Origin of the sequence: Nocardia sp. CA-135953 (assembly GCF_050955735.1) — a bacterium.
Taxonomy (GTDB): domain Bacteria; phylum Actinomycetota; class Actinomycetes; order Mycobacteriales; family Mycobacteriaceae; genus Nocardia.
On sequence record NZ_CP192082.1, the window covers coordinates 6,303,764 to 6,319,970 of the forward strand.

At 65.9% G+C, this 16,207-nt stretch carries 14 protein-coding genes; 6 read left to right on the top strand and 8 right to left on the bottom strand.

Annotated features, from left to right (window positions below; genetic code table 11):
- Window positions 1-39: 39 nt before the first annotated feature.
- Window positions 40-1,608 (bottom strand): glutamine-hydrolyzing GMP synthase, encoded by a 1,569-nt coding sequence (guaA, locus tag ACQPXH_RS29015; protein ID WP_433599630.1) that lies wholly within the window; start codon window positions 1,606-1,608, stop codon window positions 40-42.
- 177 nt (window positions 1,609-1,785) lie between these two features.
- On the opposite strand from guaA, the gene ACQPXH_RS29020 reads away from it, so the two are divergent.
- The gene (locus ACQPXH_RS29020) at window positions 1,786-2,586 is read left to right on the top strand and encodes an alpha/beta fold hydrolase (RefSeq protein ID WP_433599631.1); all 801 of its coding nucleotides are present in this window, start codon (window positions 1,786-1,788) and stop codon (window positions 2,584-2,586) included.
- Window positions 2,587-2,597: 11 nt separating this feature from the next.
- On the opposite strand, the gene ACQPXH_RS29025 is transcribed toward ACQPXH_RS29020, so the two are convergent.
- Both ACQPXH_RS29025 and guaB read right to left on the bottom strand, forming a co-directional pair.
- On the bottom strand, window positions 2,598-3,770 hold the full coding sequence (locus ACQPXH_RS29025; RefSeq protein ID WP_433599632.1) for a GuaB3 family IMP dehydrogenase-related protein: 1,173 nt from the start codon (window positions 3,768-3,770) through the stop codon (window positions 2,598-2,600).
- A gap of 590 nt (window positions 3,771-4,360) precedes the next feature.
- Entirely contained in the window at window positions 4,361-5,905 is a 1,545-nt protein-coding gene (gene guaB, locus ACQPXH_RS29030) for an IMP dehydrogenase (RefSeq protein WP_433599633.1), read from the bottom strand.
- Window positions 5,906-6,281: 376 nt separating this feature from the next.
- Here guaB and ACQPXH_RS29035 point away from each other — a divergent pair, with 376 nt between their 5' ends.
- Window positions 6,282-6,695, top strand: a complete 414-nt coding sequence (locus tag ACQPXH_RS29035) for a DUF5319 domain-containing protein (protein ID WP_040686729.1) — start codon at window positions 6,282-6,284, stop codon at window positions 6,693-6,695.
- Between the two features lie 220 nt (window positions 6,696-6,915).
- On the opposite strand, the gene ACQPXH_RS29040 is transcribed toward ACQPXH_RS29035, so the two are convergent.
- The 3 genes from ACQPXH_RS29040 to ACQPXH_RS29050 all read right to left on the bottom strand — a co-directional run bounded on the left by ACQPXH_RS29040 (window position 6,916) and on the right by ACQPXH_RS29050 (window position 9,461).
- Complete coding sequence (locus ACQPXH_RS29040) at window positions 6,916-8,001, bottom strand: anti-sigma-D factor RsdA (protein ID WP_433599634.1); 1,086 nt, start codon at window positions 7,999-8,001, stop codon at window positions 6,916-6,918.
- Window positions 7,994-8,572 (bottom strand): sigma-70 family RNA polymerase sigma factor, encoded by a 579-nt coding sequence (locus tag ACQPXH_RS29045; protein WP_040686727.1) that lies wholly within the window; start codon window positions 8,570-8,572, stop codon window positions 7,994-7,996. The genes ACQPXH_RS29040 and ACQPXH_RS29045 overlap by 8 nt, the downstream gene beginning before the upstream one ends.
- Before the next feature lie 127 nt (window positions 8,573-8,699).
- Entirely contained in the window at window positions 8,700-9,461 is a 762-nt protein-coding gene (locus ACQPXH_RS29050; protein ID WP_433599635.1) for a hypothetical protein, read from the bottom strand.
- A gap of 727 nt (window positions 9,462-10,188) precedes the next feature.
- On the opposite strand from ACQPXH_RS29050, the gene ACQPXH_RS29055 reads away from it, so the two are divergent.
- The 3 genes from ACQPXH_RS29055 (at window position 10,189) to ACQPXH_RS29065 (ending at window position 11,650) form a co-directional block, all read left to right on the top strand.
- Complete coding sequence (locus ACQPXH_RS29055) at window positions 10,189-10,482, top strand: WhiB family transcriptional regulator (protein ID WP_014981828.1); 294 nt, start codon at window positions 10,189-10,191, stop codon at window positions 10,480-10,482.
- A 339-nt stretch (window positions 10,483-10,821) separates the two neighbouring features.
- Window positions 10,822-11,397, top strand: coding sequence for a sigma-70 family RNA polymerase sigma factor (locus ACQPXH_RS29060; protein ID WP_040686725.1), 576 nt, complete (start codon window positions 10,822-10,824; stop codon window positions 11,395-11,397).
- Between the two features lies 1 nt (window position 11,398).
- Entirely contained in the window at window positions 11,399-11,650 is a 252-nt protein-coding gene (locus ACQPXH_RS29065; protein WP_433599636.1) for an RskA family anti-sigma factor, read from the top strand.
- A gap of 139 nt (window positions 11,651-11,789) precedes the next feature.
- Here the strand turns inward: ACQPXH_RS29065 and groL are convergent, their stop codons facing one another.
- Together groL and groES are read right to left on the bottom strand one after the other, a co-directional pair.
- On the bottom strand, window positions 11,790-13,400 hold the full coding sequence (gene groL, locus ACQPXH_RS29070) for a chaperonin GroEL (protein WP_433599637.1): 1,611 nt from the start codon (window positions 13,398-13,400) through the stop codon (window positions 11,790-11,792).
- An 88-nt stretch (window positions 13,401-13,488) separates the two neighbouring features.
- The gene (gene groES, locus ACQPXH_RS29075) at window positions 13,489-13,788 is read right to left on the bottom strand and encodes a co-chaperone GroES (protein WP_040686722.1); all 300 of its coding nucleotides are present in this window, start codon (window positions 13,786-13,788) and stop codon (window positions 13,489-13,491) included.
- Window positions 13,789-14,498: 710 nt separating this feature from the next.
- On the opposite strand from groES, the gene ACQPXH_RS29080 reads away from it, so the two are divergent.
- A complete protein-coding gene (locus ACQPXH_RS29080) occupies window positions 14,499-16,043 on the top strand; it encodes an Hsp70 family protein (protein ID WP_433599638.1) in 1,545 nt (514 codons plus the stop codon).
- The last annotated feature ends 164 nt before the right edge of the window (window positions 16,044-16,207 follow it).

The window sequence follows — 16,207 nt, forward strand, 5'->3', positions numbered from 1 at the left end:
GTACTCCCGAAATCCGGCAAATCAGGCCCGATTGCGGGGTCACTCCCATTCGATGGTGCCCGGCGGCTTGCTCGTCACATCGAGGACAACCCGGTTGACCTCGGCCACCTCATTGGTGATGCGGGTGGAGATGCGCTCGAGTACGTCATAGGGCAGCCGGGTCCAGTCGGCGGTCATCGCGTCCTCACTGGAGACCGGGCGGAGCACGATCGGATGGCCGTAGGTGCGGCCGTCGCCCTGCACGCCGACGCTGCGCACATCCGCGAGCAGCACCACCGGGCACTGCCAGATCTGGCGATCGAGTCCGGCGGCGGTCAACTCCTCGCGTGCGATGGCATCGGCCTGCCGCAGCGTCTCCAGGCGGTCCGCGGTGACCTCGCCGATAATGCGGATGGCCAGGCCGGGCCCCGGAAACGGCTGGCGGGCAACGATTTCCTCGGGCAGCCCGAGTTCGCGGCCGACCGCGCGCACCTCGTCCTTGAACAGCAACCGCAACGGCTCGACGAGGTCGAACTCCAGATCGTCGGGCAGACCGCCGACATTATGGTGGCTCTTGATATTCGCGGTGCCGCTGCCGCCACCGGATTCGACGACGTCCGGGTAGAGCGTGCCCTGCACCAGGAACTCGACCTCCGGCTCGGCGCCACCGCTCTGTTCCACGACGACCTCGGAGACCGCGTCCTCGAACGACCGGATGAACTCCCGGCCGATGATCTTGCGCTTCTCCTCCGGATCGGTGACGCCCTTCAGCTCACCGAGGAACTTGTCCACCGCGTCGACGGTAACCAGCTTGGTGCCGGTCGCGGCGACGAAGTCCTGCTGCACCTGCTCGCGCTCCCCCGCCCGCAACAGGCCGTGGTCGACGAACACACAGGTCAGGCGGTCGCCGATGGCGCGCTGCACCAGCGCTGCGGCGACCGCGCTGTCCACACCGCCGGACAGCCCGCAGATCGCATGACCACCGCCGATCTGCTCGCGCACCGAAGTGATCAACGATTCGGCGATATTGGCCGGAGTCCAGGTGGCGGGGATGCCGGCGAGTTCGTGCAGGAAGCGGCTGAGCACCTGCTGACCGTGCGGCGAGTGCAGCACCTCCGGGTGGTACTGCACACCGGCCAGTCTGCGGGCCCGGTTCTCGAATGCGGCGACCGGAGCGCCCGCGCTGGTGCCGGTGACCTCGAAGCCCTCGGGCGCATCGGTGACCGCATCGCCGTGGCTCATCCACACCGGCTGTTTGGTGGGCAGACCGCCGTGCAGCAGACCGCCGTCGATATCGAGGTCGGTGCGGCCGTATTCGCGGGTGCCGGTATGGGCGACGGTGCCGCCGAGCGCTTGCGCCATGGCCTGGAAGCCGTAGCAGATGCCGAAGACCGGAATGTCGAGATCGAACAGCCGCGCGTCCAACTGCGGTGCGCCCTCGGCGTACACGCTGGACGGTCCGCCGGACAGAATCACCGCGAGCGGCTGCTTCTCGGCGATCTCGTCCACCGTGGTGGTATGCGGGATCACCTCCGAATAAACACTCGATTCACGGACCCGCCGGGCGATCAGCTGGGCGTACTGTGCGCCGAAGTCGACGACGAGGACCGGTCTCTGAGTTTCTGCCACTCGAACAGTTTAGTGAGGGAGCGCAGCGAGCGAACTATCGGCACTAGTGAGGGAGCGCAGCGAGCGAACCATCGGCACAGCAGCATCGCTGGCGCCGGAGCCGAGCGCCAGCGAGCCTTAGATGCCAGCGGCTGAAATCGTCCCGCGCGCCCCCGCACTGCTGGTTATCCTCATGCCGTGCCCTTCGCCCGCGCGATAGACGCCGACATCCACTACGAGGACAGTGGCGGCGACGGTCCGGTGGTCTTACTAGCACACGAATTCTTCATGGACCGGACGATGTTCGCATCCCAGATGGCCGCGCTCGCACCGGAATTCCGGATCGTGTCCTGGGATGCGCGCGGACACGGCCGCACCAGAGACCAGGGACTACCGTTCACCTACTGGACCGCCGCGCGCGACGCCCTCACCGTGCTCGACCATCTCGGCGCCGAACGCGCCGTGTTCGGCGGCACCGCGCAAGGGGGATTCACCGCGCTGCGCACCGCGCTCATCGCACCCGAGCGGGTTTCCGCGCTGATCCTGATCAGCACCGAGGCGCACGGCCCGACGCCCGAGCAATCCACCGCGACCCAGAAATTCCTGGACGAGTGGTACGGCGACGACTCCCGGCAGGAGGCCGTCGAACAGCTCGCGTATTGGCTGATCGGCGATGACGAGTGGTACCGGGCGATCTGGACCAAACGCTGGCTGGTCCGCGACCGCGAGGGCATCGAGGTCGCCGCGGGCTGTCTGCTCGGCCGCGATTCGGTATCGGATCGCTTGTCCGAAATCACCTGCCCCGCCTTGGTGATTCACGCCACCGACAGCGGCATCGCCCGCGAGCGCACCCAGCAGCTGGCCGCCGATCTCACCGCATCGACCTTCGTCGAGATCGCGGGTGCGCGCCTGGCGGTCACCATGACCCACCCCGACCCGGTGAATCACGCCATCCAGCAGTTCCTCCGCGAGCGATCCGTGCCGACGCACGCCCGCTGAGCGCGGCTACCTCACGCGCGCACGCTGAGACCGACCCGCTGGAATTCCTTGAGGTCGGAGTAGCCCGCCTTGGCCATCGAGCGACGCAGGCCGCCAATGAGATTCAGCGAGCCGAACGGGTCGTCGGAGGGTCCGTACAGGACACGCTCCAGGCTCGGACGCACCGTCTCGCCGGTATCACCGGACAGCTCGCCGCCCAGATCCCACGGATCCTCCACGTGCAGCAGTGAACCGCGCGGCACCGACGGATGCGCGGCCGAGGACGGCCAGTACCAGCCGCGACCAGGTGCCTCGGCGGCCAGCGCAAGCGGGACCCCGAGCATGGCGGCATCGGCGCCACAGGCGATGGCCTTGGCCAGCTGACCCGAGGTGGCGATATCGCCGTCGGCGATCACGTGCACATAGCGTCCGCCGGTCTCGTCCAGGTAGTCGCGACGCGCGGCGGCGGCATCGGCGATGGCGGTGGCCATCGGCACCCCGATGCCGAGCACCTCACCGGTCGTCGTCGCGCCGGGATAGGAACCGTAACCGACGATGACGCCCGCGGCGCCGGTGCGCATCAGGTGCAGCGCGGTCTTGTGATCGCTCACGCCACCGGCCACCACCGGCACATCCAGTTCGGCGATGAAGGTCTTGAGGTTCAACGGTTCACCGTCGCCGACGTGTTCGGCGGAGATGATGGTGCCGTGCACCACGAGTAGGTCGATACCGGCCTGCAGCAGCGCCGGGGTCAGCGCGCGGGCGTTCTGCGGGCTCACCCGCACCGCCACCGTCACACCGGCGGCCCGCACCTGCGCGACCGCGGCGGCCAGCAGATCCGGCTCCATCGGCGCGGCATGCAGTTCCTGCAGCAGCCCGACGGCACGCTCATAGCCACCCTTGGCGACGAGTTCGAGCAGCTGGTCGATCTTGGCGGCGACATCGGCGTGCCGGGCCCACAGCCCCTCACCGTTGATGACGCCGAGTCCGCCGAGCCTGCCGAGTTCGATGGCGAAATCCGGCGAGACCAGCGCATCGGTCGGGTGCGCCAGGAACGGGATCTCGAATCGGTATGCGTCCAACTGCCACGCCAGCGATACCTGCTTCGACGAACGAGTCCGCCGCGACGGGACGATATCGACATCGTCCAGTTCATAGGTACGCCGGGCGGTCCGACCCATACCGATCTCGACCATGTCGCGCACGCTTGCTCTCCTTATCTTTGGCAGCGCCTGCGGCGCTGCGTGTTCGCGGCCCCCTGGTGTCTCGCGTCCGAGCCGTCGAGACTCGCGACTTCGTCGCATCGCTTCGACGGCTCGGACGCGAGACGGGCCGCGAACGGTCGCTCGTAAGACTCGCTCCGTGGTGGTGACCGCACGTGGGCAGGTCGGCACCGGGTGTATGACCGTCCAGTCGGTCGAGACTTGTACCTGCATCGTATGCGCTCGGACAACTTGGTTGTTTCGATGGCCACGCCTTCGTGCGACGAGGCGAGACCAGCCGCGAATTCCGTGCTCGTGAGACTCGCTTCGTGACCGTCGGCTCGAGCGGCGAGCACAGCCGCCGGGGTGCGCCGACGAATCCGAAGCTCTATATGAACGTTTCGTGGCCACATATTCGGGTCAGCGATCACGAATGTCCGTGGCTGTCATACCGAGTCGCCGACTACATCCTGGGCCTCAGGTCAGGGATCGCGGTCCTACCCTTCTCAAACCTCGCGAAGCCGAGGGCCGTGTACCTCGATGATCGCGAGCACGGCCGATCATGCACGGCCCATTCCGTCCCGGCGAGCAGGCTAACCGCGACCAGTGTAGTTGGGCGCCTCGACGGTCATCGTGATGTCGTGCGGGTGGCTCTCCTTCAGCCCCGCCGCAGTGATCTGCACGAACTGCGCCTCCTGCAGATCCGCGATGGACTGCGACCCGGTGTAGCCCATGGCCGCCCGCAGCCCGCCGACGAGCTGATGGATCACCGGGTTTACCGGTCCGCGGAACGGCACCCGCCCCTCGATGCCCTCGGGCACCAGCTTGTCCTCGGCGAGCACGTCGTCCTGGAAGTAGCGGTCCTTGGAGTAGGACTTGGCCTGGCCGCGGCCCTGCATGGCGCCCAGCGAACCCATGCCGCGGTAGCTCTTGAACTGCTTGCCGCCCACCAGGATCAGCTCACCCGGGGACTCGGCCGTACCGGCCAGCAGCGAGCCGAGCATCACGGTGGACGCGCCCGCCGCGATGGCCTTGGCGATATCACCGGAGAACTGGATGCCGCCGTCGGCGATCACCGGAACGCCGTACGGTTTGCACGCGGCGACGGCCTCGAGGATCGCGGTGATCTGCGGCACGCCGACACCAGCGACCACGCGGGTGGTGCAGATGGAACCGGGACCGACACCGACCTTCACCGCATCCGCGCCCGCCTCGACCAGCGCGGCCGCACCGGCCCTGGTGGCCACATTGCCGCCGACGATCTGGATGCGATCGCCGACCTCGCCCTTGACCTTGGTCACCATCTGCAGCACACCGGCCTGATGGCCGTGCGCGGTATCGACGATGAGCACGTCGACCCCGGCGTCGGCCAAAGTCATGGCGCGCGACCAGGAGTCCTCACCGACACCGATCGCAGCGCCGACGAGCAGGCGGCCGTCACGGTCCTTGGTGGCGTTCGGGTATTGATCGGTCTTGACGAAGTCCTTGACGGTGATGAGTCCGCGCAGGCGGCCGTTACCGTCGACGATGGGCAACTTCTCGATCTTGTGGCGGCGCAGCAGACCGAGCGCGGCCTCGGCGGTGACGCCCTCCTGCGCGGTGATCAACGGCGCTTTGGTCATCACATCGGCGACCCGACGGTTCTGATCGACCTCGAAGCGCATATCGCGGTTGGTGATAATGCCCACAAGCGCGCCGGTCTCATCCACCACCGGCAGTCCGGAAATGCGGAAGCGGGCGCACATCGCGTCGACCTCGGCGAGGGTGTCGGTGGGACGACAGGTCACCGGGTCGGTGACCATGCCCGCCTCGGACCGCTTGACGGTCTCGACCTGCGCGGCCTGATCGGCGACCGCCAGATTGCGGTGCAACACGCCCATGCCACCCGCGCGCGCCATGGAGATGGCCATCCGCGCCTCGGTCACGGTGTCCATGGCGGAGCTGCAGAGCGGGGTGCGCAACCGGATCTCACGGGTCAGTTGGCTGGAGGTTTCCACCGAGCTCGGGATGAGATCCGAAGCGGCCGGTAGCAACAGCACATCGTCGAACGTGAGACCGAGCATGGCGATCTTGTTCGAATCGTCACCACCCGTAGGAGGGCGGACCGCGATTCGTTCGCCCGATACGGGATTACTCATTCGGATCGACCCCTCCTGAACGTCGAAAGCAACGAACGCCGGGGTGGCCGGCGTCGTGGAAGCTGATGGGTTGGACGGTGGCGGCTCCGCCAGCGCTGTCGGATACTGGCCGGGGCCTGTCACCCATGGTATCTGTCCCGCAAACACGCTCACGACTGCGCCTCGCTGACGGTCGTGCGCGTGAGCGCCTGTACCTATTGGTTCACTCGCTGCGCTCGCTCACGACTGCGCCTCGCTGACGCTCGACTCCGTCGTGCGCGTGAGCGCCCGTACCCATGGTTCACTCGCTGCGCTCGCTCACGGAACTGAGCCCACCACCGAAACTGGCGCGCCACATAGCTGGCGAAGAGCACCCTGTTCTGCGTACCGTGGGGGTGTGCGTGACCATCTACCACCTGGCTTGCCGCCGGATCCGTTCGCCGGAGACCCCTCCGACCCGTCCGCCGCACTCGATGCCATCGAGCCCGGCGAACCGCTGGATCCCCACGAGCGCCTTGCGGTCGAGGAGGATCTCGCCGACCTTGCGGTGTATGAGGCACTACTAGCGCACCGTGGCATCCGAGGACTCGTGGTCAGCTGCGAAGACTGCAGGCAAGATCACTACCACGACTGGGATATGCTGCGCGCCAACCTGCTTCAGCTGCTGGTCGACGGCACGGTGCGCCCGCACGAGCCCGCCTACGACCCGATGCCGGAAGCGTATGTCACCTGGGATTACTGCCGGGGATACGCGGACGCCTCGATGAACGAGGCCTTCCACGGCGACGGATTCGACGGGTTCGACAGCTGACATCGCGCGCCTCACACACAGCGCGCTGACGCGCGGGCGCGATGTGAAATAGCTGACATACAAAAAGCCGACCGCCTGTCGGCGATCGGTTCATGCACAACAATTCGAATGTCCGCGCACCCACGCACGCGCGAAAGTGACGGATATGCATCCGCCACAGCGCTTCTGCTCGATCGAACGCTTCTCACGAACCAAAGCACTGTCGGAGTATCGACTCCGATTAAGTGGCCGGTCCCGATCCGGGCAACCCCGGCAAAGACGGCAAACCGGTGGGAACCACGAAGGTCGGCGGCTGCTGATGAGTCGGGGATTGCGCGGGCGGGCCGGAGTCCACGCTCGGCACGACCCCCGTGGGCTGGGTGCCCACGGTGGTCGGTGGAGCCTGAGTCGGATGACTGGGCTGGGTGGGCTGTTCGGGAGCAGGAGTGCTAACCGGCGGCGCGGTTGTCGGCGGTGTCGACTTGCCTGGTGTGTTCGGCTCCGTCGTCGGCACCTTCGAATCGATCGGCGGAACCACCGCTGAGGTAGAACCAGCATCGCCGGAAGGCCTGGTGGTCGGCGAGTTGGTGCCGTCGGTTGCCGTCGGGTTGGGCGTCGTCGTCGATGTCGTGCTCGCCGCGAGCGACTTCCCGATCTCCGGAGCGATCTTGTTCAACTCCGCGAGCAAGGCGTTGAATTCGTTGATTCGCTTGTCCCGCTTGACCGGATCGTCGATCAGTTCGGCATTCGCCTTGGCGCCCTCCAGCTTTGCCCTTGCCTGCTCCGGATTGTCCTGAGCGAGCATCGTTTTCGCATTGGCCAGATCGCTGTCGGCGCGCTGCACCACGGTCGACTGCGCCTGTTCACTGAACACGACTTCCTTGACCCGCCAGAGCGGATCACCAGGAGCGGCGCCGTAGGAGAACGCCGAAAGACCACCGATGACCAGCGCCAGCGCGGCAGCCGTCCCGAGAATCGGACGGACAAGCCGAAGTCGCCCACCGGACTGCGCACCGATCCGGACCTGCCGGGCACCGATCTCCTGATTGACCGCGGCAACGATCTCATCGAGATTCGGTTCAGCGGGCAACGGCGGAGAAATCAGCTCCGCTCGCCAGTCCGCCAGCAGCGACGCGAGCTGAAACTCCTCCGCGCTGTCGGTCTGTACCGGGCCGTTGCTAGCAATGGCATCAATCAGCGCATCGTCTCTGCGCACCGCCGCGATGTCCACCGGACCGGTGTCACCACTCCCGGCGTAGGGACCGCTGTTTCGCGATCCACGTCGCGCCTTCCAGTCGCCCCGACCGCGCTCGCCATCCCTAGCCATACATTTCACCTGCCCTCGCCACTTGTGACTTCAGTTTCGCGAGCGCCCGGTGTTGGGCGACGCGTATCGCACCCGCCGTACTGCCCACGGCGACTGCGGTTTCTTCTGCTGACAAACCCATGACCAAACGCAGGATCAGAATCTCTCGATGCTTCTCCGGAAGCGTCGCGAGCAGACTGTTCATCTGCCTGCTCGTTTCGGACTCGAGAGCTCGCTGTTCCGGCCCCTGGTCGGTGGATATGACATCTGGTACTTCGGCCATTGCCTCCGCCTTGTTACGGGCGGCGTTGCGATGAGCGTCGGCAACCTTGTGCGAAGCGATTCCGTATACGAAGGCCATGAAGGGCCTGCCCTGGTCCTGATACCGGGGCAGAGCTGTCATCACGGCCAGACATACCTCCTGCGCGACGTCGTCCGCAGAGAGCTGTCCACGCTCCGCGGCGCCGATCCGCGCGCGGCAATAGCGCACCACCAACGGGCGGACCAATTCGAGTACCTGAGCTAAAGCGGATCTGTCGCCCTGCGCAGCGGCAGCGACGGCGAGGTCCAACTCTTCGCCCGTGTTCGTCATCGTCAGAGAATTTCCTGGCGTTACAAGTGGCACCGGCAGTGATGACCAGTGCTTCCGCCGAAGGGGCGGAACGGGTCTAACAATAGCGATACAACCCGTGGATCCGGACAACACGGTGGTGTCTTGATCAGACTCGGGAATCACTCATGGGACGAAAGTGCCCGCCACGACGGCGGATTGTCTGCGCGCACTTCTGCGCATCGGCCGCGGCCGCGCTCGCGCGAGTCCCCGTGGACACCCCTGAGCGCAACATCGAACTGGCCCAACGCAATGGGAGCAATCCGTGCTCGCGGCACTGCTCGGCGACCTCATCGGCGAGCGTTCGCGCATGCTCGACATCACCGGCTGCCGCGGCGGTCGCCGCGACCAGGAGCCGGGACTTGACCCGATGCCGGACGGACGGTCCGTCCTCGGCCAGCGCGAGGGCCGTCGCGGCATGGGACGCGGCGGTGTCGGCGGCGCAGGCGGCGAGTGCGGTCTCCGCGCAGACCCAATGCCACCGGATCAGCGTTCGCCAGCTGTGCGGCGACCGCGTCTGGGTCATCGCGTCATGAGTGCGCCGGAGCAGGCGGGAAGCGAGCGCCAGACGGCCGATGCCGAGCGCATCGGCCGCGAGACCGGTCAGCGCGTCACAGATCGCGTCCACGCGTTCGGGACCGACCACATCCCCCGTCGGCAGAATCAACGCGGCCGCGCGACCGTCGTGTCCGGCGGCACGGGCATGCCAGCCGAGCTGACGCAGAAACGAGCCCTCGGTACTCGCGGCCAGCGAAACCAACACCGGATCGGTGGTGTGTGCGCGCAATACTCGCAACTCTTCACGCGCCGCGGCGTAGCGACCCTGACCACCGAAGATCACCGCCCGATGCCAGAAATCGAGTGGGTTCACAGCGGTTGGCAACTCGGTAGCGGCACGGCCGGGACAGGCACCGAAAGCCGCGTCGGCAAGCATGGCGGACTCGATATATATAGGGGAAGAAGGCACGGGCACGCCGAACTCTAACCCGAGCGCCGCGGGTGGCCACGCCGCGAGAAACACGTCCGTCAGATACTTCCGGCTAATATTGAGCATTTCATCGCCGTCGCCATGTTTCCATCAAGTAAAAGTACTTCCGGCAATCGCATAGCGTGTGTGACCGGAATTCACATGCGTTTCGCGCAATTAACCTCAGCGCCCCGTTTCTGCCATCTCCGATCGACCGAACATCGTAGCGGCCCGTCGACGGTGTGATAGTGCCCACGTCTTCGCCTACTCGCTACTACACGGGGATGCAACCACCGAAGGGTTCCCACCTGCGGGAATGCGGAATACTGACGCCATGCGAAGATATACCAGCCTCTGACCAACCGATCAGTATTACCGGACGGGTCCAAGAAGTAAACAGCTTCGAGGTTAATTTTTGCAGCTTAAGATTTAGAAAACTGCTGGATCGAACTATTGACGGAATTTCGCGGCTGGACCTAACGTAACTCATCGCCACGGTCGGCGCCGCGCGAAATTGCAGCGACCGCAATAGGCGAGCCCATGGCACGCCGCCGACCCAGCGCCGTGGCCACAACTGTTGCAGAACAACTGCTCGACAACGCTGACGAGCTCGCACCACGAGGAGTTCACCATGCCCATGCCGACCCACCTCCCCGGACCGAACGCGGACGTCTGGGACTGGCAGATGCGAGGATCCTGCCGAGGCCAGGACTCCGCGGTGTTTTTTCATCCGGACGGTGAACGCGGCCGCGCCCGCACCGCACGCGAGATGCGCGCCAAAGAGATCTGCCGAGCCTGCCCGGTGCTCATGCAGTGCCGCAGCCACGCGCTCAAAGTCAGCGAGCCCTACGGCATCTGGGGCGGTATGTCCGAAACCGAGCGGGAGATGCACGCTCGACGTAACCGTCGTCGGATGGCCGTTTAAAACCAACTTCTCCCCATCCAGGTGGCGCGGCGCGCCGAATGCCTAGCAAACACCCGGCGATGGCCACAAGCCGAAGTCGGTCGCAGATGCGGCGTTTCATGAAACCAGCGGCGTGTCACGGCGTGTCCCCTCCAGAAACGTCTGGCGTGTCGAGGCTTACCGGGAAGTTGCCGGCCCCGCATGCGGTTCGCTGACACCCCACCGCATGGGGTCCGATAGCGGCCAGCTACGGTAGTGACCGATGACACAGAATGGAGCGTTGTGACAACGCGGCCGCCGGCCGCAGAGGGCGACTCGTTCCGAAGAGAAGCCATCCCACCCACCATTACGTCGAATCGGGTGGAATCTGCGGTAACGGCACGCGCCGCCGAAAGTATCGAGCTCGCCGCACTTCTCGAACGTTGCGGCCGGTCCGACCAGGAAGCATTCGCCGAGCTGTACGACCGAACGTGCGCGCGCGTGTTCGGCTTGGTGCTACGCGTCCTGCACGACCCCGGCTACGCGGAGGAGACCACCCAGGAGGTGTATCTCCAGATCTGGCGGACCGCGTCCAGTTTCGACGCGACCAAAGGTTCCGCGGTGACATGGTTGATGACCCTCGCCCATCGGCGGGCCGTCGACCGGGTCCGCGCCGAACAGGCCCATACCCTGCGCGAAGTCGCCTATGGGATAAGGGTTCTCGGCAACGAATTCGATGAGGTCACCGAAGAAGTGGAGCGAAGGCTCGAGCAACAGGCCGTCCAGCAGGGTCTAGGGACATTGACACAGACTCAGCGGGAGGCCATTTCGCTCGCCTACTACGGCGGGCGAACCTACGCGGAAGTCGCCGACTTCCTCGGCGTAGGGTTACCGACCGTTAAGTCCCGTATACGGGACGGATTGACACGACTGAAGAAAAGTTTGGGGGTGACGTGAGATGAACGAAGCCCGGATCGATCTCGCGCACGCCGTCGCGCTCGGATCGATCGACGACGAAGACCACAATGCGTTGCAGGAAGTGCTCGACGGTGAGGACCCCGTACTACGCGCGGAATTCATGATCGAAGTCCAGCAGACGAAGGAAGTCCTCGGCACTCTCGCGGAGGCGACGGCGGCCCAGCCGCCCGCCGCCCTGCGTGCCAGGTTGCTCGCCGCCATCGCCGCCGAGCAACCACCCGTCGCCTCTTAGAACTTCGCCGACCAGGGTCGGAATCAGTTCTCGCGATTGAATTTTTCGACTTGTTGCGCGCTATTGCGTTCATATTGCTCACAACACGAAGGCCCCCGGGACGTGCGGTCCCGGGGGCCTTCTACCGTGCGGCCTGCGCTCAGTGCGCGTGACCGTGGTGGCTGTGGTCGTGCTCCGCTTCGGCGGGCTTGTCGACCACGGCGCTCTCGGTGGTGAGAATCATCCGGGCCACCGACGCCGCGTTCACGACCGCGGAGCGGGTCACCTTGACCGGGTCGACGACACCGTCGGTGAGCAGATCACCGTAGGCGAGGGTGGCGGCATTGAAGCCCTCCTTGCCGTCGGCGACCTTGCTGACCACCACGGAACCGTCCACGCCGGCATTGGTGGCGATCCAGAACAGCGGCGCCGACAGTGCGGTACGCACCGCCTCGACACCGATGGCCTCGTCACCGGAGAGCGAGTCGCGCAGTTCGACGAGCTTGGCCGCGGCGTGCACCAGGGCGGTGCCGCCACCGGGCACGATGCCCTCGTCGACGGCGGCCTTGGCCGCGCTGACGGCGTCCTCGACCCGGTACTTGCGCTCCTTGAGCGCGGTCTCGGTGGCCGCGCCGACCTTGATCACCGCGACGCCGCCTGCCAGCTTGGCCAAGCGCTCCTCGAGCTTCTCCCGATCCCAATCGGAATCGGTGGCCTCGATCTCGCGCCGCAACTGTGCGCCACGGGCGGCGATGTCCTCGGCGGTGCCCGCACCGTCGATGATCGTGGTGTCGTCCTTGGTGACGACGATGCGACGCGCCTTGCCGAGCACCTCGATGCCCGCCTCGCGCAGCGAGATGCCCAGATCCGGGTTGACCACGGTGCCCGCGGTGACGACGGCGAGGTCGTCGAGGAAGGCCTTGCGCCGGTCCCCGAAGAACGGTGCCTTCACCGCAACGGCCTTGAGGGTCTTGCGGATCGAGTTGACCACCAGGGTGGACAGCGCCTCGCCCTCGACGTCCTCGGCGACGATCAGCACCGGCTTGCCGGATTCGGCGATCTTCTCCAGCAGCGGGAGCAGATCGGGCAGCGAGCTGATCTTCTCCCGGTTCAGCAGGATGTAGGCATCCTCGAGGACAGCCTGCTGGCTGTCGGCGTCGGTGACGAAGTAGGGCGAGAGGTAGCCCTTGTCGAACTGGACGCCCTCGGTGACGACGAGTTCGGTCTGCAGCGTCGAGGACTCCTCGACGGTGACCACGCCGTCCTTGCCGACGGTGGTCAGCGCCTTGCCGACCATTTCGCCGATCTCCTCGTCGCGCGAGGAGACGGTGGCGACCTGCGCGATGGCCTGCTCACCGGAGACCGGGGTGGCCAGCGCGAGCAGCGCCTCGGAGACCGCGTCGGCGGCCTTGGCGATGCCCGAACCGACCACGATCGGATTCGCGCCAGCCGCAACGTTCTTCAGACCCGCGCGCACCAGCGCCTGGGCCAGCACGGTGGCGGTGGTGGTGCCGTCACCGGCGACATCGTTGGTCTTGGTCGCGACGCTCTTGACCAGCTGCGCGCCGAGGTTCTCGAACGGATCCTCGAGGTCGATATCGCGCGCGATGGTGACACCGTCGTTGGTCACGGTCGGGCCGCCGAAGGCCTTCGCGAGCACGACGTGGCGACCACGCGGCCCGAGGGTGACCTTCACCGCGTCGGCGAGCTTGTCGACGCCGCGCTCGAGAGCACGACGAGCCTTCTCGTCGAACTCGATCTGCTTTGCCATGTTTTTGTCAGCTCCTGTGTGTTCTGGGCCGAACGCACTCCGCCCCGGGTCGCGAAAGACACCGGGGCGGAACGCATGTGCCTATCGGCTACTTGGTGACGACGGCCAGGATGTCGCGCGCCGACAGGATGAGGTATTCCTCGCCCTGGTACTTGATCTCGGTGCCGCCGTACTTGCTGTAGATGACGACGTCGCCTTCCTTGACGTCGACCGGGATGCGGTCACCCTTGTCGGTGACGCGTCCTTCGCCGACGGCGATGACGGTGCCCTCCTGCGGCTTCTCCTTCGCCGTGTCGGGGATGACCAGGCCGGAGGCCGTCGTCGTCTCGGCCTCGTTGGCCTGGACGAGGATCTTGTCCTCGAGCGGCTTGATGTTCACGCTCGCCACGTTGAGCCCTCCACTTTCAGGGGATTTACGGTCGTCCGGAACTGTTGTCCCGGACCATCGGGTATCGGTTTGTATCGAGCGACCCGCAAGCAGTCGCCGACGGTCACTCGAACTCGACCCTGCGCATCAGCCCCGTCGTCGCGGGTGCCGGGACCCCTGCTCAGTAGTCGAACTGGCACACGCACATCACACAGTGCCGACTAGCACTCTATACATGAGAGTGCCAGCGCTCAAGGTTGGGTGGTGCCAAAACCGTTGGTCCCGGCCTACGCGTGTCGTTTTCCGACACGCGTGCGCCACGCCACGCCACGCCCAGATGTCTGAGGACTTCCCAAGACTTCGGCAAATCTGTAACGTTCGGATAACGGATTGTGACAGTATTGACGACGGTCGTGCTCCGCTCGCCGTGTTCGTCACGAACCAGCGCTTCAGGGGAGCACCAAGCGTCACGAAACACCCAGTGCCACAGAGCAATACCCGCTCCGCAAGAGCAAGATCAACGTCAGTACCAGCGTCACGACACCAGCGTTTTCAAACAAGAAGCTTCACCAGAGGGCAAGACCACACGTGATCCATGGCCGTCCCAGCGACCCATCCGGACAATGGGTCGGCCCGGTCCCGCGTCCGGATCTCGCCATCCACGCGAGCTGTCCGTCTGTCCATTCGAGATGGTCGGCGACACCATGACCATCCGCTCGAAGGGAGGTGACATGCGAACATCCCTCGGCATATCGGCCGGTAACGAGGTCGTGTGCTCGGCGCTGGTCGCTACCGCGTCCAATGGCGCGCAGAGTTTCGACTATCGAGTGGTTTCCGCGGACGCGGCCCACTCCGATCTCGGCGATCTCGTCGCGTCCTCGATCGAGCTCATGACCACTCAGCTTCCGACCACGCAACTCTCCTATGACGTGGCCTTTCCGGCGCATCCGGTCGGCGCGCGCTTCGCCGGTGCGAAATCGGTCGGTGTCGACTCCGCTGCCGGTCGCCCGCCCACCAGCGTCGCGGTCGCCTATCGCAGCAAAGAGCAAGCGCAGGTGATCCGGTCGGCCACCGGCAAACAGCGCGATCTGCGGCTGGTGCCGGAAGGTACTGCGGCACTTACGTATTTGCGGCACACCGGACTCGTGGACCGCTACGAAACGGTCGCCATCGTCGACCTCGGCGCGACCGGTCTCAGCGTCACCGTGGCCGGCCGAGCCGACGCCACCATCCTGCGCACCGAACGCACAACGACGATCAGCGGCAACGCCATCGACGAGCTGATCTATCACCACCTGGTCGATCTGCACTACGCCCGGCGCGGCACCCGCCCCAACCGGGGCATGCTGACCAACCGCGGCCGCGCCGCCAAGGAACACCTATCGATCGCGCCCGCCGTGACCATCGATCATGTCGCCGGGGAGCCGCTCAAGCTGACCAGGGCCGACTTCGAGGAACTGATCTCGGATCTGCTGCGCGATACCGCCGTTTTCGTCGCCGCGGTTTTCGCGCGGGCACCCACGTTTCCGCAGGCCGTGATTGTGATCGGCGGCGGGGCCAATATTCCGGCTGTCCTGTCCACCCTCGAACGCGCGCTGGACATTCCGGTGCACACCATCGACGATCCGGAGGCGGTGATCGCGAAAGGCGCCGCGCTGGTGGCGGATTCGGTGCAGCCGTCGGTATTCCCGGTAGTCGGCGCCGCCGACGCGCCGGTCGGCACCTTCACCAAGGTCGTCGGCACGCTGGCGGGTGCGATCGTGGTGGTCGGGCTGGTCATCGGCTACGGGGTGAAGACCTTCGCACCGACCGGGGACGACGAGATCTCCCCCGCGGGCACCACCAGCAGTGCCCAACTACCCACGGCGCCGGTGACGGTGATGCCACCGACCGGCGCGGGCACTTCGACCACCGGCCCGAGCCGGGAGAGCACCAACCGGCCCTCCGGTGCCAGTATCCCCTCGCTCACTCCGGACCGCGGCCAACCGACCACCTCGACCGCCTCGTCGCCCGTCGGGACCACGCCGTCCGCGCCGACGCTGCGCCCGGATCCGAATCTGCCGCCGATTCCGTTCCCCGAGTTACTCGGACCGCTGTTCGGAAATCCGCATTCGCCGGGTGCCGGGTCGTCGGGTCAGGACCGCGGTCCGGCGTCATCGCCGCCGCAACCGGAGCCGACACAGACACCCGCGCAATCGCGGATTCCGTTCCCACCCAGGGCGAAACTTGGGTCGAGCGCGGGCCTGTCCGGACAGTTCATCGGCCCGCACGACTGAAAGCCAGGCAGAGCAATGTGTGCTGCCACCATCCAAACGCAGCTCACCCGGCGAGGGTAGTCGAATGGTTGCTCAGAATCCCACCCACAACCACCGTTCGACTACCCTCGACAACGCAACCACAGCCAGTCGACCGAGCTGGAAGCCACCGCCTGACTGTGGGA

Coding starts and splice junctions, on each gene's coding strand:
- guaB (WP_433599633.1), bottom strand. CDS start 5,905: ATGAGTAATCCCGTATCGGGCGAACGAATCGCGGTCCGCCCTCCTACG.
- ACQPXH_RS29040 (WP_433599634.1), bottom strand. CDS start 8,001: ATGGCTAGGGATGGCGAGCGCGGTCGGGGCGACTGGAAGGCGCGACGT.
- ACQPXH_RS29045 (WP_040686727.1), bottom strand. CDS start 8,572: ATGACGAACACGGGCGAAGAGTTGGACCTCGCCGTCGCTGCCGCTGCG.
- ACQPXH_RS29055 (WP_014981828.1), top strand. CDS start 10,189: ATGCCCATGCCGACCCACCTCCCCGGACCGAACGCGGACGTCTGGGAC.
- ACQPXH_RS29065 (WP_433599636.1), top strand. CDS start 11,399: ATGAACGAAGCCCGGATCGATCTCGCGCACGCCGTCGCGCTCGGATCG.
- groL (WP_433599637.1), bottom strand. CDS start 13,400: ATGGCAAAGCAGATCGAGTTCGACGAGAAGGCTCGTCGTGCTCTCGAG.
- ACQPXH_RS29080 (WP_433599638.1), top strand. CDS start 14,499: ATGCGAACATCCCTCGGCATATCGGCCGGTAACGAGGTCGTGTGCTCG.